The organism is Pedobacter sp. Bi126, from assembly GCF_918698245.1.
GTDB lineage: Bacteria > Bacteroidota > Bacteroidia > Sphingobacteriales > Sphingobacteriaceae > Pedobacter.
In genome coordinates, this window is record NZ_CAKKMS010000002.1 from 884,293 (window position 1) to 908,696 (window position 24,404).

Annotated in this window: 23 protein-coding genes; 13 read left to right on the forward strand and 10 right to left on the reverse strand. The window is 36.7% G+C overall.

Going from position 1 to position 24,404, the window contains the following annotated elements:
- Window positions 1-334 precede the first annotated feature (334 nt).
- Window positions 335-1,801, reverse strand: a complete 1,467-nt coding sequence (locus LQ201_RS08865; RefSeq protein WP_230141398.1) for a glycoside hydrolase family 130 protein — start codon at window positions 1,799-1,801, stop codon at window positions 335-337.
- A 155-nt stretch (window positions 1,802-1,956) separates the two neighbouring features.
- On the opposite strand from LQ201_RS08865, the gene LQ201_RS08870 reads away from it, so the two are divergent.
- Window positions 1,957-3,048 (forward strand): sensor histidine kinase KdpD, encoded by a 1,092-nt coding sequence (locus LQ201_RS08870; protein WP_230141400.1) that lies wholly within the window; start codon window positions 1,957-1,959, stop codon window positions 3,046-3,048.
- On the opposite strand, the gene LQ201_RS08875 is transcribed toward LQ201_RS08870, so the two are convergent.
- A complete protein-coding gene (locus tag LQ201_RS08875; protein WP_230141402.1) occupies window positions 3,034-4,137 on the reverse strand; it encodes a metallophosphoesterase in 1,104 nt (367 codons plus the stop codon). The genes LQ201_RS08870 and LQ201_RS08875 overlap by 15 nt on opposite strands.
- Window positions 4,138-4,397: 260 nt before the next feature.
- On the opposite strand from LQ201_RS08875, the gene LQ201_RS08880 reads away from it, so the two are divergent.
- Window positions 4,398-5,600, forward strand: a complete 1,203-nt coding sequence (locus tag LQ201_RS08880) for a DUF763 domain-containing protein (RefSeq protein WP_230141419.1) — start codon at window positions 4,398-4,400, stop codon at window positions 5,598-5,600.
- 181 nt (window positions 5,601-5,781) lie between these two features.
- On the opposite strand, the gene LQ201_RS08885 is transcribed toward LQ201_RS08880, so the two are convergent.
- On the reverse strand, window positions 5,782-7,077 hold the full coding sequence (locus LQ201_RS08885; RefSeq protein ID WP_230141422.1) for a DEAD/DEAH box helicase: 1,296 nt from the start codon (window positions 7,075-7,077) through the stop codon (window positions 5,782-5,784).
- A gap of 348 nt (window positions 7,078-7,425) precedes the next feature.
- On the opposite strand from LQ201_RS08885, the gene LQ201_RS08890 reads away from it, so the two are divergent.
- Complete coding sequence (locus LQ201_RS08890) at window positions 7,426-7,587, forward strand: hypothetical protein (protein ID WP_157280218.1); 162 nt, start codon at window positions 7,426-7,428, stop codon at window positions 7,585-7,587.
- A 931-nt stretch (window positions 7,588-8,518) separates the two neighbouring features.
- A complete protein-coding gene (locus LQ201_RS08895; protein ID WP_230141427.1) occupies window positions 8,519-9,541 on the forward strand; it encodes an LD-carboxypeptidase in 1,023 nt (340 codons plus the stop codon).
- Window positions 9,542-9,705: 164 nt separating this feature from the next.
- Here LQ201_RS08895 and LQ201_RS08900 read toward each other — a convergent pair whose 3' ends face one another.
- Both LQ201_RS08900 and LQ201_RS08905 read right to left on the reverse strand, forming a co-directional pair.
- A complete protein-coding gene (locus tag LQ201_RS08900) occupies window positions 9,706-11,022 on the reverse strand; it encodes a nicotinamide mononucleotide adenylyltransferase (RefSeq protein WP_215128917.1) in 1,317 nt (438 codons plus the stop codon).
- Between the two features lie 406 nt (window positions 11,023-11,428).
- Complete coding sequence (locus LQ201_RS08905; protein ID WP_215128919.1) at window positions 11,429-11,863, reverse strand: Hsp20/alpha crystallin family protein; 435 nt, start codon at window positions 11,861-11,863, stop codon at window positions 11,429-11,431.
- 76 nt (window positions 11,864-11,939) lie between these two features.
- On the opposite strand from LQ201_RS08905, the gene LQ201_RS08910 reads away from it, so the two are divergent.
- A complete protein-coding gene (locus LQ201_RS08910; protein ID WP_230141429.1) occupies window positions 11,940-12,422 on the forward strand; it encodes a thioesterase family protein in 483 nt (160 codons plus the stop codon).
- 150 nt (window positions 12,423-12,572) lie between these two features.
- Here the strand turns inward: LQ201_RS08910 and LQ201_RS08915 are convergent, their stop codons facing one another.
- Window positions 12,573-13,988, reverse strand: coding sequence for an FAD-binding oxidoreductase (locus LQ201_RS08915; protein WP_230141440.1), 1,416 nt, complete (start codon window positions 13,986-13,988; stop codon window positions 12,573-12,575).
- Between the two features lies 1 nt (window position 13,989).
- Entirely contained in the window at window positions 13,990-14,358 is a 369-nt protein-coding gene (gene folB, locus LQ201_RS08920; RefSeq protein ID WP_230141442.1) for a dihydroneopterin aldolase, read from the reverse strand.
- Window positions 14,359-14,471: 113 nt separating this feature from the next.
- Between folB and LQ201_RS08925 the strand changes: the two genes are divergently transcribed.
- From LQ201_RS08925 to LQ201_RS08940, 4 genes are all read left to right on the forward strand, one after another.
- Window positions 14,472-15,662, forward strand: a complete 1,191-nt coding sequence (locus LQ201_RS08925) for an acyl-CoA dehydrogenase family protein (protein WP_230141445.1) — start codon at window positions 14,472-14,474, stop codon at window positions 15,660-15,662.
- A gap of 269 nt (window positions 15,663-15,931) precedes the next feature.
- Window positions 15,932-16,312, forward strand: a complete 381-nt coding sequence (locus tag LQ201_RS08930) for an SRPBCC domain-containing protein (RefSeq protein ID WP_230141447.1) — start codon at window positions 15,932-15,934, stop codon at window positions 16,310-16,312.
- A 19-nt stretch (window positions 16,313-16,331) separates the two neighbouring features.
- Window positions 16,332-17,147 carry a hypothetical protein gene (locus tag LQ201_RS08935; RefSeq protein WP_230141449.1) on the forward strand — a complete coding sequence of 272 codons (816 nt, stop codon included), beginning with the start codon at window positions 16,332-16,334 and terminating at the stop codon, window positions 17,145-17,147.
- A gap of 45 nt (window positions 17,148-17,192) precedes the next feature.
- Complete coding sequence (locus LQ201_RS08940; RefSeq protein WP_138821201.1) at window positions 17,193-17,405, forward strand: hypothetical protein; 213 nt, start codon at window positions 17,193-17,195, stop codon at window positions 17,403-17,405.
- A 64-nt stretch (window positions 17,406-17,469) separates the two neighbouring features.
- Here the strand turns inward: LQ201_RS08940 and lysA are convergent, their stop codons facing one another.
- Together lysA and LQ201_RS08950 are read right to left on the reverse strand one after the other, a co-directional pair.
- Window positions 17,470-18,639, reverse strand: coding sequence for a diaminopimelate decarboxylase (gene lysA / locus LQ201_RS08945; RefSeq protein ID WP_230141451.1), 1,170 nt, complete (start codon window positions 18,637-18,639; stop codon window positions 17,470-17,472).
- A 318-nt stretch (window positions 18,640-18,957) separates the two neighbouring features.
- Window positions 18,958-20,271: an aspartate kinase gene (locus tag LQ201_RS08950; RefSeq protein WP_230141453.1), complete on the reverse strand. Its 1,314-nt coding sequence runs from the start codon at window positions 20,269-20,271 to the stop codon at window positions 18,958-18,960.
- A gap of 269 nt (window positions 20,272-20,540) precedes the next feature.
- On the opposite strand from LQ201_RS08950, the gene LQ201_RS08955 reads away from it, so the two are divergent.
- Window positions 20,541-22,277 carry a phospho-sugar mutase gene (locus LQ201_RS08955; protein ID WP_230141454.1) on the forward strand — a complete coding sequence of 579 codons (1,737 nt, stop codon included), beginning with the start codon at window positions 20,541-20,543 and terminating at the stop codon, window positions 22,275-22,277.
- Between the two features lie 123 nt (window positions 22,278-22,400).
- On the opposite strand, the gene LQ201_RS08960 is transcribed toward LQ201_RS08955, so the two are convergent.
- Entirely contained in the window at window positions 22,401-23,132 is a 732-nt protein-coding gene (locus tag LQ201_RS08960; protein ID WP_230141456.1) for a hypothetical protein, read from the reverse strand.
- 206 nt (window positions 23,133-23,338) lie between these two features.
- Between LQ201_RS08960 and LQ201_RS08965 the strand changes: the two genes are divergently transcribed.
- From LQ201_RS08965 to LQ201_RS08975, 3 genes are all read left to right on the forward strand, one after another.
- On the forward strand, window positions 23,339-23,548 hold the full coding sequence (locus LQ201_RS08965) for a hypothetical protein (RefSeq protein WP_230146627.1): 210 nt from the start codon (window positions 23,339-23,341) through the stop codon (window positions 23,546-23,548).
- The gene (locus tag LQ201_RS08970; protein WP_230141460.1) at window positions 23,536-23,922 is read left to right on the forward strand and encodes a type II toxin-antitoxin system VapC family toxin; all 387 of its coding nucleotides are present in this window, start codon (window positions 23,536-23,538) and stop codon (window positions 23,920-23,922) included. The genes LQ201_RS08965 and LQ201_RS08970 overlap by 13 nt, the downstream gene beginning before the upstream one ends.
- 86 nt (window positions 23,923-24,008) lie before the next feature.
- Window positions 24,009-24,380 (forward strand): hypothetical protein, encoded by a 372-nt coding sequence (locus LQ201_RS08975; RefSeq protein ID WP_230141463.1) that lies wholly within the window; start codon window positions 24,009-24,011, stop codon window positions 24,378-24,380.
- Window positions 24,381-24,404 lie beyond the last annotated feature (24 nt).

The following is a 24,404-nucleotide window of genomic DNA, read 5'->3' on the forward strand; positions in this document are numbered from 1 at the left end:
AAATATAAAAAGGCTGATTCACTTCTGAATCAGCCTTTTTATATTAATCGTCATTTGCGAGAAGGAACGACGAAGCAATCTTATTTTAGGAGAATAATATCTTCATTTCGACTGAAGCTTACCGATTTAAGTATTTGTTTTTATTTACGAATGGTATGCTTGCTTGTTTTACAGGTTTCATCGGTAGCGTATGCAGAACCCGAAGGCGCTGCGAAGCAAAATCTTTAAACTTTTCGGTAACCTAGTCCAAAGATCTCTCCACTCCGCCTTGCTTCGGTCGAGATGACGATTTTTCTACTGGGGTCTGTCAATCGTAGCTGTTGAAAGATCCGTTTTAATTATTCTCCAGTAATTTAGTCAGCAACAACTCCAGATTTACGGTTGCAAATGAAGAACTATAATCAGATAAACCATAAGGAATAATTAATTCGCCATTACTGATAATCGATCCACAGGAATATACCACATTGGGCACATAACCTTCACGTTCATCATTATTGGGAATAATCAATGGTTCTTTTAAATGGCCTATTTCTATACTTGGGTTTTCAAGATCCAATAAACTTGCCCCAATGCAGTACCGCCGCATTGGCCCCACCCCATGTGTAATGATAAGCCATCCTTTTTCCGTTTCTATCGGAGAACCACAATTGCCAATCTGTACCAGCTCCCAATCATACCGTGGTTGTTTTAAGAGAACCGGGTTTTCCCAAACATTAACTTTATCAGAAAACATCAGGTAGTTATTCCAGCCATCTATCCGGCTCATCATGACGTATTTCCCTCTAATTTTTCGTGGGAATAATGCCAGGTTCTTATTTTGTGCCCCATCTCCATAAAGTGGAATCACTTTGAACTCGTAAAAATCTTCCGTTTGTACTAGTTTAGGAATAATTAATGACCCATCAAATGCAGTATAAGTGGCATAATATAATACTTTACCATCGTCTTTAATAAATTTAACAAAGCGGGCGTCTTCAATCCCCTTACGTTCAAATTCTGAAATAGGAAAAATTACACGATCAGAAATATCGGTATCTTTTGAAAAAGTTATGGTATGATAAGTATCTGATAACCAAAGTATTTTATCATATTCGATTAAACGTGTTGGATTTTCTTTATGTAAACTTTTAGAATCTTTAATGATATTACTCAAACTGGTATATTCAAATTTATCATCCAGTTTTGATTCAATTTCTTCTAATACGGAAGGATCAATCTGCGCGTAGGCTGCTTTTTTTAAGAATAGTTTTTTTACGTAAATGGCATTCTTCACCACCTCAGCCTCATCAACATAATTTCCAACAGGTAAAACCTGGATATTATTGTCTTTATCAATTAAAGCTCGGCGGAAAACAATAGAAGAAATGTGACCTTCTCCGACAGCCCTAAAACTGATAATTACCCGTTTTTCGCCTTCTACAAGATCGGTTTGATCGGGATCGTCTACAATACTGGGATTGAAAAAAGCGGCAGATTCTATTGAATATTCATGTGTAAAGTAAGCACCGATCAGCAATCTGGTGTATTCATCAATATCTTCGAATTCGGTACCTAAGACCGCAAACTGTTTTTTTAATTTTTTACAGTGCCTGGTCAGGATTTTGGTAATATTCCGGTGTCTTTTAGAATATTCCTGTAAGATAGGCGATATCAACGAAAAAACTTTTTCATCAGAAAACTCTAAAACCTTCCTGATTACTTCTAATGCTCTCTCCTCTCCGTTAAAAAAAAAACGGGCAATAACTCTTTTAGTATCCGGGTTAACCTTAACAGGTTTACGTTCTATGTATAATCTCATTATTTATGCTGTTTTGTAGTAATTTAAAGCCTTCGTCACCATTTCTTCCAACTTTATATTAACGAAATTTACGACTTAATTGTTTATATTATCTACAGTATTTGCACATAATTTTTACCTTTAGTTATTCACCCTTAATGGTAATTAAACATTAAATGCATTACGAAAAAGCAGATAACATGATTCCATCAGATGAAACCTTGCGTTTAGGAAAATTAAGATACTACGAGATTTTAAGTACACCTGCAGAAAGTGCTTTTGATCAGATTGCACAATTGGCTGCTGAAATATTTGATGTTCCGAACGCAGGTATCACTTTTCAGACGGATGGGGAGATTTTTATGAAAGCTCAAGTGGGATCATCAATCGGGTTACCTATAAAAAGTGAAGCATTTACTTTTTTTGCCTCTACTCCAATCAGCTCGCCTGAAGGTTATCATATCGGCCTGATTTACGTTGCTGATACTAAATTTAAAACAGCCGAAGAACAACAGCTAAAAATGCTGAAGCATTTAGCGGGTATGGTAATGGAGAAACTGGAGTCTAGAATTGCAGCTAGAAAAGCTTTCAGGGCCTACGATGATCGTTTACATGTGCTTATTCATGATCTTAAAAACCCGATGACGACCATTTCACTTCAATCTGAATTGCTGGGACGAATTCCTGGGATTGATGACAAAGCAGCATTAATTGCCGGTAAGATTAATGCGCAATCGAAAAGAATGATTGATAATCTGAACGATATTTTAAGCGTTGCACGGAAAGAAGCGCACTCATTTAAGCCCCAAAAAACGAAAGTTGACCTTAAAGAAGTGCTCGACGAAGTAAAGTTTAATATGGATTTAACACTTAAACAGAAAAAACAAACCCTTTTGATCGATATTGAAGTTCCGGTAGAAATCTTTGGCGATGCGGATAAACTCAAGCTAGTTTTTAGTGAATTACTGGACAATGCCATTAAGTTTTCTCCAAAAGGAAAGGAAATTAAAATATCACATCAAACTGCAGAAAATGAAGTAACCATTGCAATAAAAGATAACGGTGTGGGTTTAATAGAAGAAGATCTTGATAAAATTTTCTTAAAATTCGCAACATTAACGGCTCTGGCTACAGATCATGAAAACACTTATGGTTTGGGGCTAATCACTGCAAATGCCTTAGTAGATATACATAAGGGAAAGTTGTGGGTAGAAAGCGAAGGGAAAGATTTAGGTACAACTTTTTACGTAACGCTACCCATTAAATAAATTTAAATCTAATAAATCACTGAGTTTCATTTCTTCAAGCAAAATTCTTTCAGGAATAGCATTTCTATGGTACGACCATTTTATTAATCTTATAAAGCCATTTTCGATTTCTATACCAGTCATGTCGCCATCACTAAAACAACAACATCCGCTATTAAAGTAACCCGGTTTATATTTGCCAAAACGTGGCGTTTTATCTCCTTTTTTTATCAGTTTATAAAGTTCTGCATTTAAAACAGCAAGATCATCAGCATTCTTTTCTTTTTTTGCTTTTTTAAGTTTTAAATAAATCCGTTCCAGGTGTGTTAATGATGCGAAAACTGGCTGATGTGTATGTCCGGTAATTAAAGCCAGGTTCTTTTTTGTAGCAACCCAGCTGTACATGAGTGCGTTATGCGCTGTTTTAAGTTGGTTGCTGTAGGCTGGTGTATTCGGGTTAATTTGAAGGTATGATTGCAGTGGTGCCCATATTGTACTCACAAACCATTTGCTAAACCGGTTTCCGTCACTCTGTAAATCGCCCTGATGGCCGTGGGTTAAGAAAATATCAAGCTTACTTTCCCCCACTGTCATCCGTAATATTGCACCTTCGTAAATATGGATTTTAGTTCCGTAAATTCTATTGAGGTTAAATCCCGCTAAAGGATCATTATCCCAGTACAAATCATGGTTACCAAATATTTTAGTGAAATGGTTTTTTGAAATAAAAGCTTTTTCGGCTTCGAAAGTAGCCTTATTGTGTTTAATTACAGATTCTAGCAAATTCTCCCAAAGTTCTTCGCTATCGCCCAAATTAATATAATGAAAATCTTGTTGGTTATAGTATTCGAGCGCCTTTAAATAATTCTTTTCAGCTAAAGTAAAATCATCGGCATAATCACGTGCGCCCTTATGCTGGTCAGATAAAACGATAAATTTATCAGTATTGGTAACATCAAAAATAAGTCCACGCTTACCGGGTGTTGTGTTGATGGTTTTGTACAATTTATTTAAAGCCGCATGGATACGTTTACGGTTGGGCCTTGACCCAAACTTATTCGACATGCGAATAATCCAGGCACTAAGTAAACGTTGTAAGAATTTCCGCATGTATAAAATGAGCCTTCGCTATTGAATAGTTTCTCAAAATAACAAAAAATATCACCAATCGTTTTTTCTGAAAAGCAATAGTTGTAATTCTTAGGTTAGGTTCAGCCTTGCTTTCCGTTTTATGCCGATGAAAAATCGGCATGCTCACTCCAATTAAGTTTAGTTTACACCGGTTAATCGCTTTTATTAAAGTCAGGTCCTTTCTATCGCCAATAAAATAAAGTCTTTTTTTAAATAATATTTTACTAATTTTGTTAGTATTGAAAAGATCAGGAAGCGCAGATTTACCCCTACATTATGGCCATGTACCACCATGGCTGGCGCAGCGTATGGCAACACTTGGCCTGGCTATAACGGAAGCGATATTATTAGAATGTGGTAAAGCAGAAGTAATACGCCGCTTAAGCAATCCTTTTTGGTTTCAGAGTTTAGGTGCTGTAATGGGTATGGACTGGCATTCGTCTGGAATTACGACATCAGTAATGGGCGCTTTAAAGAAATCGATTAATCCCTTATCGAAAGAGTTGGGCATTTACATTTGCGGAGGCAAAGGAAAACACAGCAGAGAAACGCCAAATGAACTTTTAAAAATTGCCGACAAAACGGGTTTAAATGGGACGGCGTTGGTTCGGGCAAGTAAACTCAGTGCAAAAGTAGACAATACAGCCATTCAAGACGGTTTTCAATTGTATCTTCATAGTTTTATTTTAAGCAGCGAAGGCGATTGGGCAGTGGTGCAACAAGGCATGAGCGATAGTAGCTCGACAGCAAGAAGATACCACTGGCATTCTGAAAACCTAAAATCTTTTGTCGAAGAACCACATACCGGCATCTGTGGTATTAATCAAGGCAAGATCTTAAATCTAACGGCTAATGATGCTGATCAAACGAGGCAGAGTATGATGAGCATTACAACTGAATCACCAGTGAGAATGCTTAATGAAATACAAAAACTGGTCTTGCCCGATCATCATGACGTAAAATCAAAAGATGTAGATTTAAAACGTTTAGGAAGTATTCTATGGCTTGCACAGGAAAAGCAGCCAAGAGATTTTGAGGAACTATTATTACTCGAAGGCATGGGGCCAAGAACCTTACAATCGATGGCTTTAGTGAGTGAGGTGATTTATGGTACACCTTCCCGATTTAGCGACCCTGCCCGTTATTCTTTTGCACATGGCGGTAAAGATGGACATCCCTTCCCTGTTCCGGTAAATGTTTATGATGAGACCATAAGTGTTTTTCAGAAAGCCATTGAAAAAGCGAAGATTGGAAATACAGATAAACAGCAAGCCATTAAATCATTGCATCAAATTGCACGAAATGCAGAAAAAGACTTTGTTCCTAATATGGATTTTGAAAAGGTAATTCAAAAAGAACGTGCCGAAAGCTGGAAATATGGCGGCAGAACAGTTTTTGGGAAAGAAAAGCCACCAAAGAACGAGCAGTTGAAGTTATTTTAAATCGGATTTGTTTTGCCACGGAAATATGGCACGCACGGATCTATTTCCAGATTACAGAATGATGTAGCTTATAGGTGCAACCTGAAAATAAATCTCAGGTTGGAGAATGCACATTTTCTTTTAAGTTGCACCTATACGGCTTTTATTAGCAGATCTGATATAACAAGGCTAGCATATGTTATTAAGATAATCCTTTCTTATTCTTATAGGTCATTTTGGCTTTTGTGCCTGCACTATAATTGTAATTTTTTAAGTTACTGGCCTTTTTTTCGTGAAAAGCTGCACCACGGTCAGCATCCTCATCTTCTTCAGTTTTCTTTTTCTTTGGTTTAGCGGCTGCATCAACTACTTTCAAATCTTCCGGTAATTCCATTACCTCCAGTTTTTGCCCAATGGCCTGTTCAATTTTTTTCACCTCAATCAATTCGATATCAGTAGAAAAAGTAATTGCGACAACATCTTCATCACCATGTTTAACAATGCGCTGAATTAACGTTTCTTTCTGCTCTGGCAATTCAAAATGCAGGATAAAAGGAATTCCCTCAATATTAAGTTCGCCTAAATTCTCATTGGCAACAATTAAAACTCTTGCATCAGGGTTATCTTTAAAGTCTTCAATATCGTCATAACCTTTATCATCAAAAAACAGCGAGCGATAGATACTGATCTCGCCTTCTTTATGCTGATTAAAGTTTTTATAAACTGTTTGTGCGGTTAAACGTGTATTTACAAAAACCACAACTTTATCAAAAACCTCGGTATCGTTTAATAATAAGGTTAACAGGTTAAGCTTTGTTCTGAAATTAGGCACCTGATAAAGCATCTGCTGATAAACTTCTGCCTGCTTTTCGCCTATTTCATCTACCTCGATGGTTGTGGTAGAATCTTTCATGAAAGGAGAAATCATCAGATTTAATTTCTCATGTATTACTTCGGTAAACACCACATGTTGAGATTTATAGGCACTGTTTGCCAATTCTACAACGGGTAACTGCAGGCCTTTTTTAACAATAAGCTCTGCATTATCTACAATAAACAACTGTATTTTATTAGTATTTAGTGCTAGTTTTAAATATAAAGCACGAGCCCGATCGGGTACAGCAACAATAATATCGCAACCATCCGTTATTTCGTTCATCTGTGTATCAACAGCGCCACGGCTATCAATTCCCAAAATCCTGAAGGTATTGTTGCGGTTCAATAATTTAAATTGTTTCAGAACATGGTCAACATGTTCTGCATCAGGTACTAAAATTAAAGCCCTTGGTGCTTCCTCAAACGCGTATTTCAACTTCATTAAAGTAGCTAAAACATAAGTTGTTGTTTTTCCCGAACCCTCTGGTCCCACCGCTATAACATCTTGTCCACCTAAAATGCGCGACATTGTTCTGGCTTGGATTTCTTTTGGCGTTAAAAATCCTGCATCAGTCATGGCCGCTACAAGTGGTTTGCTAAGTTTTAATTTATCTAAAGACACAATTACTATTTTAATGTTTGAACTGCAAATATCCTTAAAATAATTAGCTTTTCTGAAATTGAATTTAATCGCTTGGAAATGAATGTTGCAAGTTCTTGCCTACTACAGTTCTACTGCCCACTATTAGCTGAAGAAAACAAGGCCTGTTTCTATTCAGTTTATTTAATTCAGGGCAGTACCTCCAATAAAACCGTGGCTCTTATAAAAATTATTTTACTGAAAATGAAACAGTTGTAATATTTCCTAAAATAAAAACTACTAAATCTATAGATATTATATACTTATTTCTATATTTGCTCAACATTAATCATTAACAAAAATATGTTGAACAATTAAAACACTAAAATCATGTCGATTTATTTTCAATACCCAGCTATAGATGAATATCCGAAACTGATTTATCCGTTACAAAAAGAAACAGATGAACCAGTGCTTGCAAAGGATGAAGATAGTTTAAATAAAGAACAGATTTTAGAACTAAGAGATTATTTGGCATTAAAGCAATTATAAAACAGGGCCAGTTGACCGATTGGAAGGTTGGAGTTTCATAAACTCTCTACAATGGTTCGAATCCATTACTAGGCCGCAAAGTGTATCTCATAGCACTTTACCCTGATTCTGCTCAATCAGGCAAGATTTGGTTATCTTATATTTGTTTTGTTGTTAGCAAAGGCTATCCGCGATGGGTAGCCTTTACCTCTTTACGTAAATGCTGTCATCCTGAGGGTTAATTAATTGTTTAAAATCAATATGAGTGACGTACAATTATTTTTTCTTGGCCTACGGCGCAGCCTTGCCTCGGCTCGCCGCCGCCGAAGGGCTCTTTCTTTTTGGCATCAAAAAGAAACAAAAAATGCCGGCTGAAAATTTTTCTTTCTAAGCGAGTACGTTGGCTTGGACAGTGCAGCCCGAAAAATTTGTTAGGCCGGATTTAAGTAGAACGGGGATACCGTGCTATGGCCTAGCTGGATGGAAATGTGAAAGAAATTAAAATGTTGATTAATAGCAACTTGTAGAATAACGTCAATGGTAGCAGCGAAGGTTCTTGATCAAATATCCTGTCTTTTTGATTATTTAGAAGCGCAGTTTCAGTGCTCATCGTACAGTTCTGCTCCTGTTGTGCACTCCAATCTTTTTGGAAAGCTTTCGAAAATACAATATAACGAATCCAAAAAGTATTTCCGTTTCCATCAGGGCTATTTAGCAGATATGGTAATTTAAAATTTAATTCGTAGTCGAATATGATATGATTTATTTTTTTTAAAAAATCTCAAAACTTTTTATTTCATTCTGGGTTATTTATATAATTCACATTATACTAATCTTTTACAGATTAATTTGTTTGGTTTAAAAAAGGGATTTATGGATATAAATCCCTTTTCTTTTATGCGAATATTTTAAATCCTATATTAGCCCAATCAACATCACATCCATATTTTAGATGAACAGAAAACATTTCCTTTCTTCATTTATTGCGACTGCAACTGTACTTCCAGCATTTAAAACACTCGCCAATACCGTTGAAAATGAAAGTTCATCATTTAAGATCCCTCCTTATTTAAAACCAGGCGATACCATCGGGATTACGAGTCCTGCGGGATATATTACACAAGAACAGATCCAGCCTTCAATTTTACAGATGCAAAGCTGGGGTTTTACGGTAAAAGTTGGTGATACCATTGGCAAACGCGATTTTACCTACGGCGGAACAGATGAGGAGAGACTAGCTGATTTTCAGCAAATGCTAGATGATCCAGCAATTAAAGCGATTATGTGCGCCCGTGGTGGTTATGGTTTTGTACGGATAATCGATAAACTCGATTTCTCTTTGTTCAAAAGAAATCCAAAATGGATTATTGGCTTTAGTGATATCACCGTTTTGCATTGCCATTTGGCCAGAAATTATGGTATTGCCTCTATCCATTCCAAAATGTGCAATAGTTTTCCTGATGACTGGAGTAAAGCCGAACCTATGCAGATTGAAACGATTTTATCTATTAAAAACGCTTTAATTGGTGAGCAAATGGGTTATACTGCTCCTATCAATATGAATAACAAACAAGGAAAAGTTGATGGCATTTTAGTGGGCGGAAACCTGAGTATTATCGAAACTTTGGCAGGTAGCTGTTCGGATTTAGACACAAAAGGTAAAATCCTTTTTATTGAAGATACTGGCGAATACCTTTATCGTATTGATAGAATGTTGTGGAATCTAAAACGCAGCGGCAAACTTAAAAACCTTAAGGGATTAATTGTTGGGGGCTTTAAAGTTAAACCTGATGATGTCGGCGAAGAATTCGGCAAAACCATTTATGATATTGTTTTGGAAAAAATAAAGGAATACAATTACCCTATAGCTTTCGATTTCCCCGTGGGGCACCAACGAAATAATTTTGCTTTAAAATGTGGTGTAAACCATACCTTAATCGTAAACGAAACCGGATCAACGCTTATAAGTATTTAATTTTTAATATTTTAAGAGAAATAATTTTAAGAAAATTGCAAGCTTACACTGCTTTAAAACTTAGACCTGCTTAAAATATCTCAAGTGGTTCAATCGATAAAATATTACGCTTGCTTGCCGATAACTTATCAATCACCTATGGCACCTGGGATCATCTTAGACGGTTACACAGTCTTCACTTCATCCTCACTATAATCCTTAATATCAGTAATATATCCATTTATCAAAAGGAAATCGAATAAAGGTTTTGCTTCTGGCGTAACTGGCATATTTTCCGTTGTAATTACCTGATTGGTCTTTTTATCCAGGAAAGGATAAGCAAATAACCGCACATTGGTGTTAAACATATCGTTCACATAGCTCAATAACTGACCTGAATAATTTTCTCCGGTAAAATTTTTAGAATTGAATACAAATTTTAAGTTGTTGATGTTTGTTGCCAAGCCAACACTTTTAGGTTTGCACCTTGCCAAATATTTCGCCAGGCGGTTGTGGCGGGTAAAGTTAGATACGATTACGATGTTACCCGTATCGCACATTTCCTGTGCTCTTTTAGCCACTGTTTCCAAATCGATATCATCAGGAGTCTCTTGTCCATCCGTTAAAACGTTGGTTAACAAAACCTCTATCATTACCGCTAGGTTCCCTTCCTCCACCTTGTTTGTACGTTTAAACTGATCGGTAGCTTTATTAAACAGATTAAAGTTAGGCAGTGATTTCTGACCATATTTGGTCCTTAAAATCATAATATCCTTTTTATACAAAAGATCTTTGGCCTGACGGGGATGTGCATCGGCATCGAAAATTGCTGCTGCCGAGAAATCCTTCATAATCATATACAGATTAAGCAGGATATTATCTACACCTGGAAAAGCTGGCCCTTTTACCGAAATCAAGTCGATTTCTACAGATCCGATGGTTAAGTTATCAGCTAAAGATTCTACCATCAATTTTGGATCCTGATAGTGGTAAAATGCAGCATAAAGCAGGTTAACACCAATTATCCCTAAAACACGCTGTTGCATGTTTACATCTGTATCCAGCAAACGTACGTGGAAAAATATTTCATTTGGTAAACCACCTGGCTCGCTTTGGAAACGAATACCAACCCAGCCATGAGGCTCGTTGGTGCGTTTATAATTCAGGGTAGTAACGGTATCAGCGAAGGCAAAAAACGTACGGCTTTCGTATTTTTCGCCAGATAAACGCTCATTAAGTAAACCGAATTCGTGATCGAGCATCTGCAAGAGGCGATTCTGACTTACATAACGGCCATTGGTTTCTGCTCCATAAATAGCGTCGCTAAAAGTCATGTCGTAAGCCGACATCGTTTTGGCAACTGTTCCAGATGCTGCGCCAGCATTAAAAAAGTTTCTCGAAACTTCCTGTCCTGCTCCTATCTCGGCAAAGGTGCCGTAAATTCTCGGGTCAAGGTTTATTTTAAGTGCTTTACGCTTTGTATCCAGAATTTCTCTCTCCATGCCGCAAAAGTACGAAAAATGAGATTAAGGTGATTTTAAGAATGTAACTTAAAATCAATCTAAATACCTAAGCGGCGGCAAGGCCTTAAGTCAACGTCATTTCGATCCGATTAGCTATCGGATGAAGCGCAGTCCCGAATTTTCGTGAGAGAAATCTAATATCTTTATTCAACTAAACAGATTTCTCCTCCAAAGGAGTTCCTTTGGAACACTACGGTCGAAATGACGACCACACTAAAAAATAAGGTTAATGCCATCCAGCATTAACCTTATAAAACCTAAACTTAAACTATTATGAAACCTGCATCAGTATCAATCACAATCCCTCAAACTCAGCTGATGCAAGATTCATAACCTTTGAAAAAACTAAACTATTATGAAAAATCCTCTCTCGAGAATATCTTTATTACGATACTACAATTTCTTTATGTTGTAATTTAGCATCGTCTTTTTTGCTGATATTGATCGATAAAATACCGTCTTTGTATTCAGCAGTAATATTATCACCATCGGCACTATCAGGTAAATTAAATGATCTAGCAAATGAGCTATAATCAAATTCTTTACGTGTAAAATCTTTAGCTACCTGGGTTTCGTCTTTTTTAACTTCTGCCCAAACAGAAAGCGTGTCTTTTTTTAAATTGATCTGAAAATCTTCTTTCTTTAAACCTGGAGCAGCCAACTCAATTACATACGCAGTTTCATTTTCGTAAATATTCACATTTGGTGATTTATCAACCATTTTGTTTTTAGTTACTGCATCACTAAACAATGAATCAAAAACATTGTTAAAGTAAGGAGCTGTGTTACGGGTTCTGTTGTTAAAATTTACTAGTGTCATATCGCTTATTCTTTATTTTTTTAATTTTTAAATTGATAATACACCATATTCAACTTACATACCAAAGCAAAAATTTATGATATTCAAGACATTTTGGCAAAATAAATTCAAATCAAAAGACAAATTGGCAGAAATAAAGGATTTTTCAGACAAATTCAACTACAAAACCAATATCCATTTGCGCTTTATTGATTTCGATATGATGGGTCATGTAAACAATTCAATTTACTTTACCTATTTAGAAATTGCCAGAACAAAGTATTGGGAAGAAATTATAAAATGGGATTGGAAGAAAACCGGGATCGTAATCGCCCATGCTGAACTGGATTACATTTTACCTATCGTAATGAACGATAAAATCGCTATCCATGTAAAAACATCGAGGATCGGCACTACAAGTTTCGACCTGGAATACCAGATCGTTAAGATAAAAGGAGCAGAAGAGATCATCTGCAGTAAAGGAAAAACGGTTTGCATTGCGGTTGATTACGCCACAAGCAGACCAACTGCTATCCCAGAAGAGGAAAAGCAAAAAATGCTGGGTTTTGAACAGCTGTAAAAAAACGCAGATCGTCATCTCGACTGAAGCGCAGCGGAATGGAGAGATCTAAATTAAAAGTACTCCTGAAAGAGATTTTGCTTCGCAGAGCCTTCGGGTTCTAGACTGCGTTGCACTCCGCTCGAAATGACGATAATTTTTTAGCGTTTCCTAATAACTAGAACCATCAGGCATAATTTTGCCAGGATTTAATATCCCATTTGGATCGAAAACTTTTTTAATACCCCGCATTAAATTAAGATGAATTTCAGAATACTTGATCGGCATAAATTCCTTTTGCACCAAACCAATTCCATGTTCACCAGATAACGTGCCACCTAAAGCAGTTGTTAATTCGAATATTTCGGCAATACCAAATTTGAGTTTGTTTTTCCAGTCTTCATCGCTCATTCCAGCTTTAATGATATTTACGTGCAGATTTCCATCACCGGCATGACCATAACAAACACTTTCGAAACCGTATTTAGCGCCAATTTCTTTGATACCATTGATTAATTTAGGTAAAGCCGCACGCGGAACAACGGTATCTTCTTCTTTGTATACGGAATTGGATTTTACTGATTCGGCCATCGTTCTTCTCATCCTCCATAGTTCTTCTTTTTGAGAAGCAGTATCTGCAAACAAAACTTCCGTACAGTGATGCGCTTCTAAAACAACATTGGTTTTCTCGCAGTTTTTAAAGATATCATCCAAATCATCTCCATCAAACTCAATCATCAATAACGCAGCAACATCATCTTTTAAATCGAACTTAATATCATCAAATTTAATTACCCATTCCACCCCTTTCCGCTCCATAAACTCTAAAGCCGATGGCGTTACCCCTGCCCTAAAAATTGCAGAAACCGCTGCGCATGCATCTTCATTCGTGCTAAATGAGCCCATCATTAAAACCGATTGACTAGGTTTAGGCAATAATTTGGTAACGATTTTAGTTACCACTGCCAAGGTACCTTCCGAACCGATCATCAGCTGGGTTAAATTATAACCTGATGCATATTTCAAAGTATTTGCACCTGTCCAAATGATATCACCGTTAGGCAAAACCACTTCGAGATTGAGAATGTATTCACGTATCGTTCCATACTTCACTACTCTTGGTCCACCAGAACCATGAGCTACATTCCCACCAATAAAACAAGATCCTTTACTACTTGGATCAACTGGGTACAGAAGTCCTTTTTCAGCAACAGCATTGATGAATTCTTCGGTAATTACGCCCGGTTCAACAGTTGCCTGTAAGTTTTCGGTATCAATATCTAAGATAGCTTTAAATTTTTCCATTGATAAAGAAACACCACCATAAATAGGCAGAGCGGCGCCGCTTAAACCAGTACCACCACCACGTGGCGTTACCGGAACATGATGCGCATTACAGATTTTAAGTAAAGCGGAGACTTCTTCTGGAGAAGTTGGTTTCACCACAATTTCAGGCTGATAGCGTAAGTCTTCCGTTTCATCGTGACTGTAATTATCTAAACTTTCTACATCAGTAAAAACTTTATCTACTCCTATTGCAGCCTTAATTTCTGCTAAAATTTCGGGATTGATCTTCGTAAAATTCATTTTATTTTGCTGATATATAAGATAATTTAACAAAAGAATGCCCAATTTGACCAGGCATAGGTGGATTTAGTTTTTTCATACTCACGTTAACCATTTCAACAAAAGGATACAATTCGATAACTTTCGAAATGATATTCTTCAAAACCGTTTCTAAAAGCTTTTGTGTATGCTTCATTTCTTCCATGATGATGTGATTCAGGTCTTCATAATTAACCGTCTGTGCCAGTTCATCATCAAAACCCTGCGGCGTAAATTCTGTTACTAAATCTACAACAAAATGATTTCCAATAAGTTGCTCCTCTGGATAATAACCATGTAGGGCAAAGCATTTAACATCTTTTAAGGCTACGGTTTGTTTAAAATGGCTCATGTATGTTCTGTAAGCTGCAAAATTAAATTTTTATTCATGAATATAATGCCCATTGCCGTAAATTGTTACCTTTGAAATGAACGCGATTTCTTAACCAGATAACACGAAATTACATGAGCAAATCAGCAAAAAAGGACCTTTACGAGGCACCAGACTATTATTTATTGGACGAATTGTTAACCGATGAGCATAAATTAATTCGTGCAACGGCCAGAGATTGGGTAAAAAAAGAAGTAAGTCCGATTATTGAAGATTATGCGCAAAAAGCAGAATTTCCAAAACACCTCATTAAAGGTTTGGCTGATATTGGTGCTTTCGGACCAACTATCCCTGTTGAATATGGTGGTGCTGGTTTAGATTATACCGCTTATGGGATTTTGATGCAGGAAATTGAACGCGGTGATTCTGGTATCCGTTCTACAGCTTCTGTGCAGGGTTCGTTGGTGATGTACCCTATTTATGCTTATGGTACTGAAGAACAACGTAAAAAATACCTACCAAAACTGGCGAGTGGCGAAATGATGGGCTGTTTTGGATTAACAGAACCTGATCACGGCTCTAACCCGGGCGGAATGGTAACCAACATCAAAGACGCAGGGAGCCACTACGTTTTAAACGGTGCCAAAATGTGGATCAGTAATGCACCTTTTGCAGACATTGCTGTGGTTTGGGCGAAAGACGAATCTGGAAAAATAAGAGGATTAGTTGTGGAACGCGGAATGGAAGGATTTTCTACCCCTGAAACACATAACAAATGGAGTTTACGTGCTTCAGCTACAGGCGAACTTGTTTTTGATAATGTAAAAGTGCCAAAAGAGAATATTTTTCCCGAAATCAGCGGATTAAAAGGTCCATTGGGTTGTTTAAACCAAGCTCGTTATGGCATTGCATGGGGCGCTTTGGGTGCAGCAATGGACTGTTATGATACCGCTTTGCGTTACTCAAAAGAGCGTGTACAATTTGGAAAACCTATTGGTGGTTTCCAATTACAGCAAAAGAAACTGGCAGAAATGGTAACCGAAATTACCAAGGGCCAGCTGTTGGTTTGGCGTTTGGGCGTATTAAAAAGTGAAAACAGGGCTTCTGCAGAACAAATATCGATGGCCAAGAGAAACAGTGTAGAAATTGCACTGGACATAGCCCGTAATGCCCGCCAAATGCTTGGCGGAATGGGAATTACCGGAGAATACTCCATTATGCGCCACATGATGAACTTAGAATCGGTAGTAACTTACGAAGGTACACACGATATACATTTACTGATCACCGGAATGGATGTAACCGGATTAAACGCATTTAAATAGATTCCTATATGTTTCAAAAGAACGTTCTCAAAATTTTCTTTCTGTTTGCGCTTATTGCTTTATTTTTAGATTCATCAGCACAGCGCAAAAATTTTTCGACATCTAAAACCGAGCCTACATGGCTTCGGAAAGTAGTAACGGTAAATAAAAACCTATCCAAAAACATTTATGGAATATGGCTTTAATACAATATTTATCTAAAAATTTCCACAACAATCATATTCCAAATAATACTTCTAATTTTGAGGCTCAACATAGAATAGAAGAAAATGAAAGATTTTAAAAAATATACCTATATACCTGCCCCACCTGAAGAAGTTTATTTAGCCCTTACGAAAGAAACCAGCATTAAACTATGGACTGGTGCTGAAGTAGAGTTTGAAGAATTGCCAGAAACAGAATTTTCTTTCTGGGATGGAGATATTACGGGCAAAAACATTGAATTTGTTTACGGTAAACAGATTGTTCAACAATGGTATTTTGGAGAAGAAAACGAACCTTCTATCGTAACCATAAAACTTCACGAAGATAAAAAAGGAACTTCACTGGAATTTAAACAAACCAATATCCCTGATGAAGATTATAAAGATTTTACCGAAGGTATTCAAGAATATTTCCTGGGAGGTTTGGTAGATTTCTTTGACGAATAAATCAACTTAACTTAAAAAAATGAAAACTAAAATTAATGCTCTCTTTTCTTTTTTGCTTGTGGTTACTTTAACCAGCTCTTGCAGAACGTACCTTACACCTGCCTTGCCAGGAAATAATATGGGCTATCTGCCTCGTCCGATGGAAGCCGACAGTGTTAAATCTTTAACACATGCATCAGCAAGTTTTGCCGGGGCCTCTTCTCCAGGAAATGGTAGCGTCTCATTTGAATTGGGTATGTTGAATATTAACCGTGCCCATACGTTTAAAGGATTTAACATTGCATACGGTGTTTTTGGTTATTTAGGGAGCGCAGAAAATACCTACCAAGATGATGCTAATAATGCCAAAGCAGATTACCCACCTTCTTTTAACAAAAAAATGTATGGCTTTGGCTTGAGAACTTCTATAGGCTTCCATAGCACGTCTGCTAATGGAAATACAGATTTTAGATTTATAAATTGGGAAAACGCTTTAAGTACCGAAAGTGGAGCGTATGCTGATTTTAGAGAAGAAGTTTATAATGGTAAAGTTTACAATTATGCAGGTGTTTCAAATAGGAAAAGATTTTGGACCACTGGTTTATCGACAGAAGTGATCTTTAGAGGAATGCGTAATCATGACATTAAACACGCTTTTAGGCTTTTCATTGGCGGAACACCAGGACTAGCTAACAGTTTTAAGTACGGAGATTTCGCAGACATTGATAAAATAATTAAAAGTTCCGGAGCATGGAATCTTAGCTACTTTTTAAATGTAAAAAAAATCACACTTTCATTTGAAATAGCCGAAAATATAAATTTAGCAAGTAAGATTTCTTTAGGTTATAAGTTCTAATAAAACTTATCGCAGCTATTACTGTTCTGATATAAATATAATATTATGAACAGAACATTAGGAATTATATTAATCGTTGTGGGTATTGCTATGCTCATCTGGACTGGCTTCTCTTACACTAAAAAAGAAAAAATTGTTGATGCAGGTCCCATTCAAATATCTGCCGATAAAGAAAAATCCGTCAATTGGCCTCCTTATGCAGGTGGCATTATTCTGGTGGCTGGTGTGATTGTATTCGTAGCGTCGAAGAAAAAATAATTGATTTGTCATTCTGAGCCTGTCGAAGAACTTTGAAGCATTTCGACAGGCTGAATGTGACAATTTATATCTCTGAACTATAAACCGATCTTATCGCATCCCTTAAGTTATACTTCGAAGCCATCACCTCTCCATAGGCACCAGCACTACGGATGGCAAAAATATCGCCCCTGAACGATTCAGGTTGCTCTACTTCTTTACCAAAACAATCGGTACTTTCACAGATTGGGCCTACAATATCGTATTTAACGACTTCGGACTTCGAACCCGTTACTCCAGACTGACTAAGATTTTCGATTTTGTGATAGGCTTGATATAAGGCTGGGCGCATCAATTCAGTCATACCGGCATCTAAAACCACGAAATTTTTCTTCTTTCCGTTTTTGATGTAAAGTACACGGGTAATCAATGAAGCCGATTGACCAACCAATGCCCTACCCAATTCAAAATGTACTTCCTGGCCAGGTTTAACAGTCAAAAATTCATTGAAAATCTTAAAATAAGATTCAAAGTCAGGAATCTGATTATCGGGATTGTAATAATCGATGCCTAAGCCGCCACCAACATTTAATACTTTTAGGTTAAAACCTTTATCTTCAAACCAGGCTGCAAATTCGTTTACACGCACACAAAGGTTTTTGTACACATCCAAATTGGTAATCTGCGAACCAATATGAAAATGGATACCGATAAATTTCAGGTTTGGAGATGCTTTTAAAGTTTCCGCGCACTCTGGCAAATCCCAGGAGTTGATCCCAAATTTATTTTCGTCTAAACCAGTGGTAATGTTGTGGTGTGTATGTGCATCCACATTAGGATTGATGCGGATAGCCACCTGAGCTGTTTTACCTTTTTTACCGGCAAGTTCATTCAGCACCTCTAATTCCTGGATAGATTCTACATTAAAGCAGAAAATGTCAAGATCAAGGGCTTCGTTGATTTCTTTATCCGATTTACCTACTCCGGCAAAAACGATTTTTTTGTGATCAAAACCTACTTCAACTGCTCTTCTCACCTCTCCTGCACTCACGCAATCTGCACCGAAACCAATTTCTTTAATCTGGTTTAACAGCACAGAATTAAAATTTGCCTTTAGTGCATAGTGAATGTGAAATTGGTACGGAGCCGCTGCATCTGCACAGGTGCGCAAGGTTTTTTGCAACAGATCGGTATCATAGTAGTAAAAAGGCGTTTCTATATTGTTAAACTTTGATATATCTTTATCGGCGAACATGTTCAAATTCCTTATTATAATTTTAATTTTATTCTTTGGGCTAATTTATTTGGGTAACTACCTGGATTTAAAGCATGGAAGAATTACCCAGAAACAATACAACGGAAAAGTCCGGTTTTTTATCGTGTTACTCTTCATTGTACTGTTCCTCTTATTTATCAAAAAATGAAGATAGCAGCCGCCATATTTATTATTCTCATTCTTTCTGCAGGATTGTATAACTCTTACAAAAAACATAAAAACGGGTTACTACCGGCAAGTTTCTTGGCTTTTCACTTCCTTATAGGCTTTCTAGTGGCGGTAGGTGCTTTTTTCCTCTTATTCGAATAGTCTATTGTGCAGGCTTCTTAAAGCTTCGGTTTTATACTCACTTAATATTAAAAGCGAAACGTTGTAGTTGCTTCCACCGTAAGAAATCATACGGATCGGAATGTGTTTTAAACCTTCTAAAACCCTGCTGGCGAAACCATGCTTCTCCGAACCGAAATCGCCCACTACACATACAATGCTGTGGTTGGTATCTACCTCTACCGTTCCGAAACTTTCCAATTCTTCGATAATCTGCGGCAAATGAGCTGTTTCATCAATTGTTAACGATACGGCAACCTCAGAAGTAGTAATCATATCGATAGGTGTTTTATACCGTTCAAAAACTTCAAAAACCCTGCGTAAGAAACCATAAGCCAACAACATACGGCTCGACTGGATACGGATTGCCGTGATGCCATCTTTGGCTGCTATTGATTTAATTTTTCCTTTTTCGCTATCGTGGGTAATCAAAGTACCTGCAGCTGAAGGTTCCATCGTGTTTAACAAACGAACCGGAATTTTATATTTCTGTGCTGGGAAAACTGATTGAGGGTGCAAAATCTTTGCGCCAAAATAAGCCAACTCAGCTGCTTCATCAAAAGATAACTGTGCAATTGGTTTAGTGCCTTTAACAATACGTGGATCGTTGTTGTGCATGCCGTCAATATCCGTCCAGATTTGAACTTCTTCCGCCATAATTGCTGCACCTAATAATGATGCAGTATAATCACTACCACCGCGACGTAGATTATCTACCTCGCCAAAACTGTTGCGGCAGATGTATCCTTGCGTAATGAACAGTTTATTGTCTTTATGCTGCTCCAAAAGGGGCATTAAATGTTTCGTTGTAAAAGGAATATCAGGCTCATTATCTTCATCCGTTTTCATGAAATCTAAAGCCGGCAATAATACCGAGGGTACGCCGATAGACTTTAAATAAATATGGTATAAAGTTGTAGATAACAATTCTCCTTGAGCCAACACTACTTTCTCCTCAATAGGAGTAAAAATATCGTTCGCTAAGCCAGCTAAGAAACCAAAGTGATAATCGATCACTTCATTTCCCTGCTCTTGAAACTCGGAAGCAGGCAACAATTCAACAACAAAAGCTTTATATTTCTGGTATAAATTCTCGACGCACTCGCTTCCCTTCTTCTTATCTCCAGCTAAAAAATAATTTGCAATTTCCACTAAACTATTTGTAGTACCAGACACGGCTGATAATACTACAATCTGCTCTTCATTTGGATTAACGATATCCAACAACTTCGTCATGCGCTCAGGACTACCTACTGAAGTACCCCCAAATTTTAATATTTTCATTTAATGCTTATTGTTTTTAACGGTAATGAAGCTATCATAATTTATTTATTTACTTTTGGCTATGGAAAATTATGATGGTTTCACTTTTTAATACCAGAATATGTAATTTTCTTTATTATTGTATCGGGGCGTGAAATTAAACAAAAGCAGCTTAAAATCAACACCCTCAACAAAATAAAATTTGGACGGGCTGAAATAAATGCGTTTCAACCAAACATCATTCAATAAAATTTGTTCAACACCAGATATTAAATTTAAAAAACAGCTCAATGCAGGCAATTGACCAATCAACACAAGCCACAATTAATCAGTGGTTAAGTGGAAATTATGATGAAAATACCAAGGCAGAAATACAGGCCCTTGTGGATAAAGATGCAACTACCGAATTAACAGATGCATTTTATAGAAGTTTAGAATTTGGAACTGGTGGCCTACGTGGTATTATGGGTGCAGGTTCTAACCGGATCAACAAATACACTATTGGAACGGCTACGCAAGGATTGGCCAATTATTTAAACAACAAGTACCCTCACGAAAAAATCAAGGTTGCCATTGCACACGATAGTCGCAATAACTCTGATTATTTCGCTAAAATTACAGCAGATGTTTTTTCCGCAAACGGGATCCATGTTTATTTCTTCTCTGCATTAAGACCAACTCCAGAACTTTCTTTTGCTGTGCGCCATTTTGGTTGCAAAAGCGGTGTAATGCTAACGGCCTCGCATAATCCTAAAGAATATAACGGTTATAAGGCCTATGGTGCAGATGGTGGTCAATTTACTTCTCCTGATGATAAATTGGTGATCGATGAAGTAAATAAAATTAAAAGTATCGACGAAGTTAAATTCGACCGTGTTGAGGCGAATATCGAACTCATTGGAGAAGATGTAGACGAACTGTATTTAGACGGAATCACTGCACTTTCTATTTCTCCTGAAGCGATAAAAAGACAGCACGATTTAAAAATTGTATATTCTCCTATCCACGGAACTGGAATTACCCTGGTACCAAAAGCTTTGGCTCAGTTTGGTTTTACAAATGTAACCCTGGTTGAAGAACAAAGCACACCAGATGGAAATTTCCCAACAGTAGTGTATCCTAACCCAGAGGAAAAAGACGCATTGACTTTAGCAATGAACAAAGCAAAGGAAATTGATGCTGATTTAGTTTTGGCTACCGATCCTGATGCTGACCGCGTAGGTATTGCGGTAAAAGACAACAATGGCGAATGGGTATTGCTTAACGGTAACCAAACGGGCAGTTTATTAATCAATTACCTGTTATCAGCCTGGCAAGACAGCGGCAAATTAGATGGCAATCAGTTTATTGTGAAAACCATTGTAACCTCTAACCTGATCGAAGAAATTGCCAAAAAGAAAAATGTAACTTACTACAACACCTTAACCGGGTTTAAATACATCGGTCAGTTAATGACGGAATTAGAAGGTAAAAAATACTTTATCGGTGGTGGTGAAGAAAGTTATGGCTATTTAATCGGCGATTTAGTACGTGATAAAGATGCTGTAGTTTCTGCGGCTTTTATCTCTGAAATGACCGCTTATTATAAAGATAAAGGTGCAAGTTTATACAATGCATTGCTAGATATGTATGTAGAATATGGCCTTTACAAAGAAGATCTGGTTTCGATAACCAAAAAAGGCAAATCAGGTGCTGAAGAAATTAAAGCCATGATGGTTAAATTCAGGGAAAACCCTCCCGCAACATTGGGCGATTCGAAAGTTTCAGTACTTAAAGATTACGAATTAAGTCAGGAAACTGATTTGGCAACCGGAAAAGTAACTAAACTGGATTATCCTACTTCTGATGTTTTACAGTTTATTACCGAAGATGGCAGTATTGTTTCAGCCCGCCCGAGTGGAACGGAACCGAAAATTAAATTCTACTGCAGCGTAAATGCACCTTTAGCAGATAGAAAAGATTTTGACAAGGTTAATGCACAACTTGGAGAAAAAATCAAAGCGGTAATGACTGATTTGCAGGCTTAATTTTAACCACAGATAATAAGGATTAACACAGATGAATAGCTTTCATCTGTGTTTTTTTGTTTTTAACCATATTAGTGTTTAGCCAAGCCTGTCAGCTGTTCAGGCGGGGAAATTTGTGAATGATTAATCAATCAGTTGCTGTACATTTTTCTTAGAAATATAAATAATAGCAGCCTCACTTTTCTCAGCAGATAAGTATTTACCAGTTTTTTTATCATGAATGCCTCTTCCGGCTGAAACATAGAGTTTACCTGATTTATCTACATGCACATTATTGATCTGGTTCTCAAACGGAACCTTCAATATTTCTGAAAATCCGTTTTTAAAAACCTCAATATCACTTTTTAATACATAGCTCGACATAGAACTTCCAACTATGGGCTCTAAATTCTCTTTGAGTTTAACTTTCACTTGATCATCCAGGTAAACAGTGGCAAATTCCTGGAATCGTTGTTCTGAAATATTAAATTTGCTGCACCAATCCCACGTAAAACCTTTATCTAGACTAAAGTATTGGCTAAAAGTGGCCAACTGCAAATTTTCTTTAGTCCGTAAACTGTTTGACTGCAATGCGAAAATAGTATCCTTAACAGCGAGAAAACCATATATAGGCTGATGATTTACTTTGGTTTTTTGCCAGGTCTTGCCTTTATCCGTAGTTTGATAAATTTCTGTTAGGGTTGATACCATTAAAGTGTCATCAATACTGCCATAAACGGCATGGGCTTCTCTCCCATTTGCAATTTCAATTCTTGTCCAATTTGGATTGTTAAAAGTAGGTGGTACCTCTGGTACCTCTTTTTTGGCACATGAGGATAATACCATCATCAATGCGATAGTTTTAAATAATTTCATAGGTTTCATTTTTTGTGTAATGCAAGATAAATAAAAATCTGATTAACTAAAAACACAGGTGAAATTATAGGATTTAGTTGCTGAAGACGAGCGAATAATAAATTTTCTGTATCCTTTGTGATTCTGTGGCAAAAACAAAACATCAGATGCAAAATTCATCAATAAAAATAGATTGCGTATATTTACATATATTAAAGAATGGACTTATGACTGAGATAATTTTAAAAGATAATGTAGAACAAAGTAAAATTGACGCGTTGTTAGCTTTTCTAAAATCATCGGACATTGATGTTGAATTAAGAACCGTATCGCCAAAGAAATCAACTAAAACAATGAAATTTTCTTTATCTAAAGGCATTTGGAGTGACTATAATATTAACTCAACGGAACTTAGAGATAAAGCTTGGAAAAGGTAATGGTTTTATGTGATACAAACATTTTTATCGAAATTTACAAGGGCAATGATTTAATCATTGAAGCCTTTGAAAAAATTGGCCAAGATAATGTTGCTATTTCTGATGTTACTTGCGCAGAATTACTTTATGGAGCAAGAAATAAAAGAGAATTGAATCTAATCAGAAAAGATATAGATAAATTAATTGTTCTACCAATTTCTTCACCAATATCTAATCAAGCAGTAAGGCTGGTTGAGCAGTTTTCTTTGTCACATAACCTTAATCTTCCCGATGCTTTAATTGCATCTACATCGATATTTCATGATCTGGAACTTTACACATTAAATCTTAAGGATTTTAAATTTCTGGAAAATTTCAAACTGTACAAAGCTTAAACCTGCCCCTAAAAGTAAGAAATTGTGTCTTTCTTATTTTTTCTTTGCTGCAACCAATTTCTTTAATACTTTTGCAGCGCAATACCATGTTCAAAAAAATCTTAATATATCTTATCATTACATGTACCGTTTCTAACGGCGCCATGCAATTGGTAATCTATTCTGGTTATAAAATGAACAAAGAATACATTACAAGTGTATTTTGTATCAATAAAGAACATCCAGAATTACATTGTGATGGACAGTGCTTCCTGGCTAAAAAACTAAAAGAGCTTGAGGGTAAAAACAAACAGGCTCAGGAAAACTTGAAAAGAGTTGTAGAGGCCGAACCCAGATTTCAGACTATTGCATTGAATCACACTCTTCCTTATTTCATCATCACTTCAGAAAATCTTTATATCGAAAAACCGGTTAAGGATCTTTCCATTTCTATTTTTCATCCACCGAAAGCAGTTTAAGTCTTTTTTTATGGTTTTTTATGC

Excerpts from the sequence above, each read along its gene's own strand:
- LQ201_RS08905 (WP_215128919.1), bottom strand. The coding sequence starts at position 11,863 with ATGACACTAGTAAATTTTAACAACAGAACCCGTAACACAGCTCCTTAC.
- LQ201_RS08935 (WP_230141449.1), top strand. The coding sequence starts at position 16,332 with ATGAAAACTAAAATTAATGCTCTCTTTTCTTTTTTGCTTGTGGTTACT.
- LQ201_RS08925 (WP_230141445.1), top strand. The coding sequence starts at position 14,472 with ATGAGCAAATCAGCAAAAAAGGACCTTTACGAGGCACCAGACTATTAT.
- LQ201_RS08875 (WP_230141402.1), bottom strand. The coding sequence starts at position 4,137 with ATGCGGAAATTCTTACAACGTTTACTTAGTGCCTGGATTATTCGCATG.
- LQ201_RS08960 (WP_230141456.1), bottom strand. The coding sequence starts at position 23,132 with ATGAAATTATTTAAAACTATCGCATTGATGATGGTATTATCCTCATGT.
- lysA (WP_230141451.1), bottom strand. The coding sequence starts at position 18,639 with ATGTTCGCCGATAAAGATATATCAAAGTTTAACAATATAGAAACGCCT.
- LQ201_RS08950 (WP_230141453.1), bottom strand. The coding sequence starts at position 20,271 with ATGAAAATATTAAAATTTGGGGGTACTTCAGTAGGTAGTCCTGAGCGC.
- LQ201_RS08865 (WP_230141398.1), bottom strand. The coding sequence starts at position 1,801 with ATGAGATTATACATAGAACGTAAACCTGTTAAGGTTAACCCGGATACT.
- LQ201_RS08915 (WP_230141440.1), bottom strand. The coding sequence starts at position 13,988 with ATGAATTTTACGAAGATCAATCCCGAAATTTTAGCAGAAATTAAGGCT.
- LQ201_RS08975 (WP_230141463.1), top strand. The coding sequence starts at position 24,009 with ATGTTCAAAAAAATCTTAATATATCTTATCATTACATGTACCGTTTCT.
- LQ201_RS08940 (WP_138821201.1), top strand. The coding sequence starts at position 17,193 with ATGAACAGAACATTAGGAATTATATTAATCGTTGTGGGTATTGCTATG.
- LQ201_RS08910 (WP_230141429.1), top strand. The coding sequence starts at position 11,940 with ATGATATTCAAGACATTTTGGCAAAATAAATTCAAATCAAAAGACAAA.
- LQ201_RS08895 (WP_230141427.1), top strand. The coding sequence starts at position 8,519 with ATGAACAGAAAACATTTCCTTTCTTCATTTATTGCGACTGCAACTGTA.
- LQ201_RS08890 (WP_157280218.1), top strand. The coding sequence starts at position 7,426 with ATGTCGATTTATTTTCAATACCCAGCTATAGATGAATATCCGAAACTG.
- LQ201_RS08930 (WP_230141447.1), top strand. The coding sequence starts at position 15,932 with ATGAAAGATTTTAAAAAATATACCTATATACCTGCCCCACCTGAAGAA.
- LQ201_RS08900 (WP_215128917.1), bottom strand. The coding sequence starts at position 11,022 with ATGGAGAGAGAAATTCTGGATACAAAGCGTAAAGCACTTAAAATAAAC.
- LQ201_RS08965 (WP_230146627.1), top strand. The coding sequence starts at position 23,339 with ATGACTGAGATAATTTTAAAAGATAATGTAGAACAAAGTAAAATTGAC.
- LQ201_RS08870 (WP_230141400.1), top strand. The coding sequence starts at position 1,957 with ATGCATTACGAAAAAGCAGATAACATGATTCCATCAGATGAAACCTTG.
- LQ201_RS08955 (WP_230141454.1), top strand. The coding sequence starts at position 20,541 with ATGCAGGCAATTGACCAATCAACACAAGCCACAATTAATCAGTGGTTA.
- folB (WP_230141442.1), bottom strand. The coding sequence starts at position 14,358 with ATGAGCCATTTTAAACAAACCGTAGCCTTAAAAGATGTTAAATGCTTT.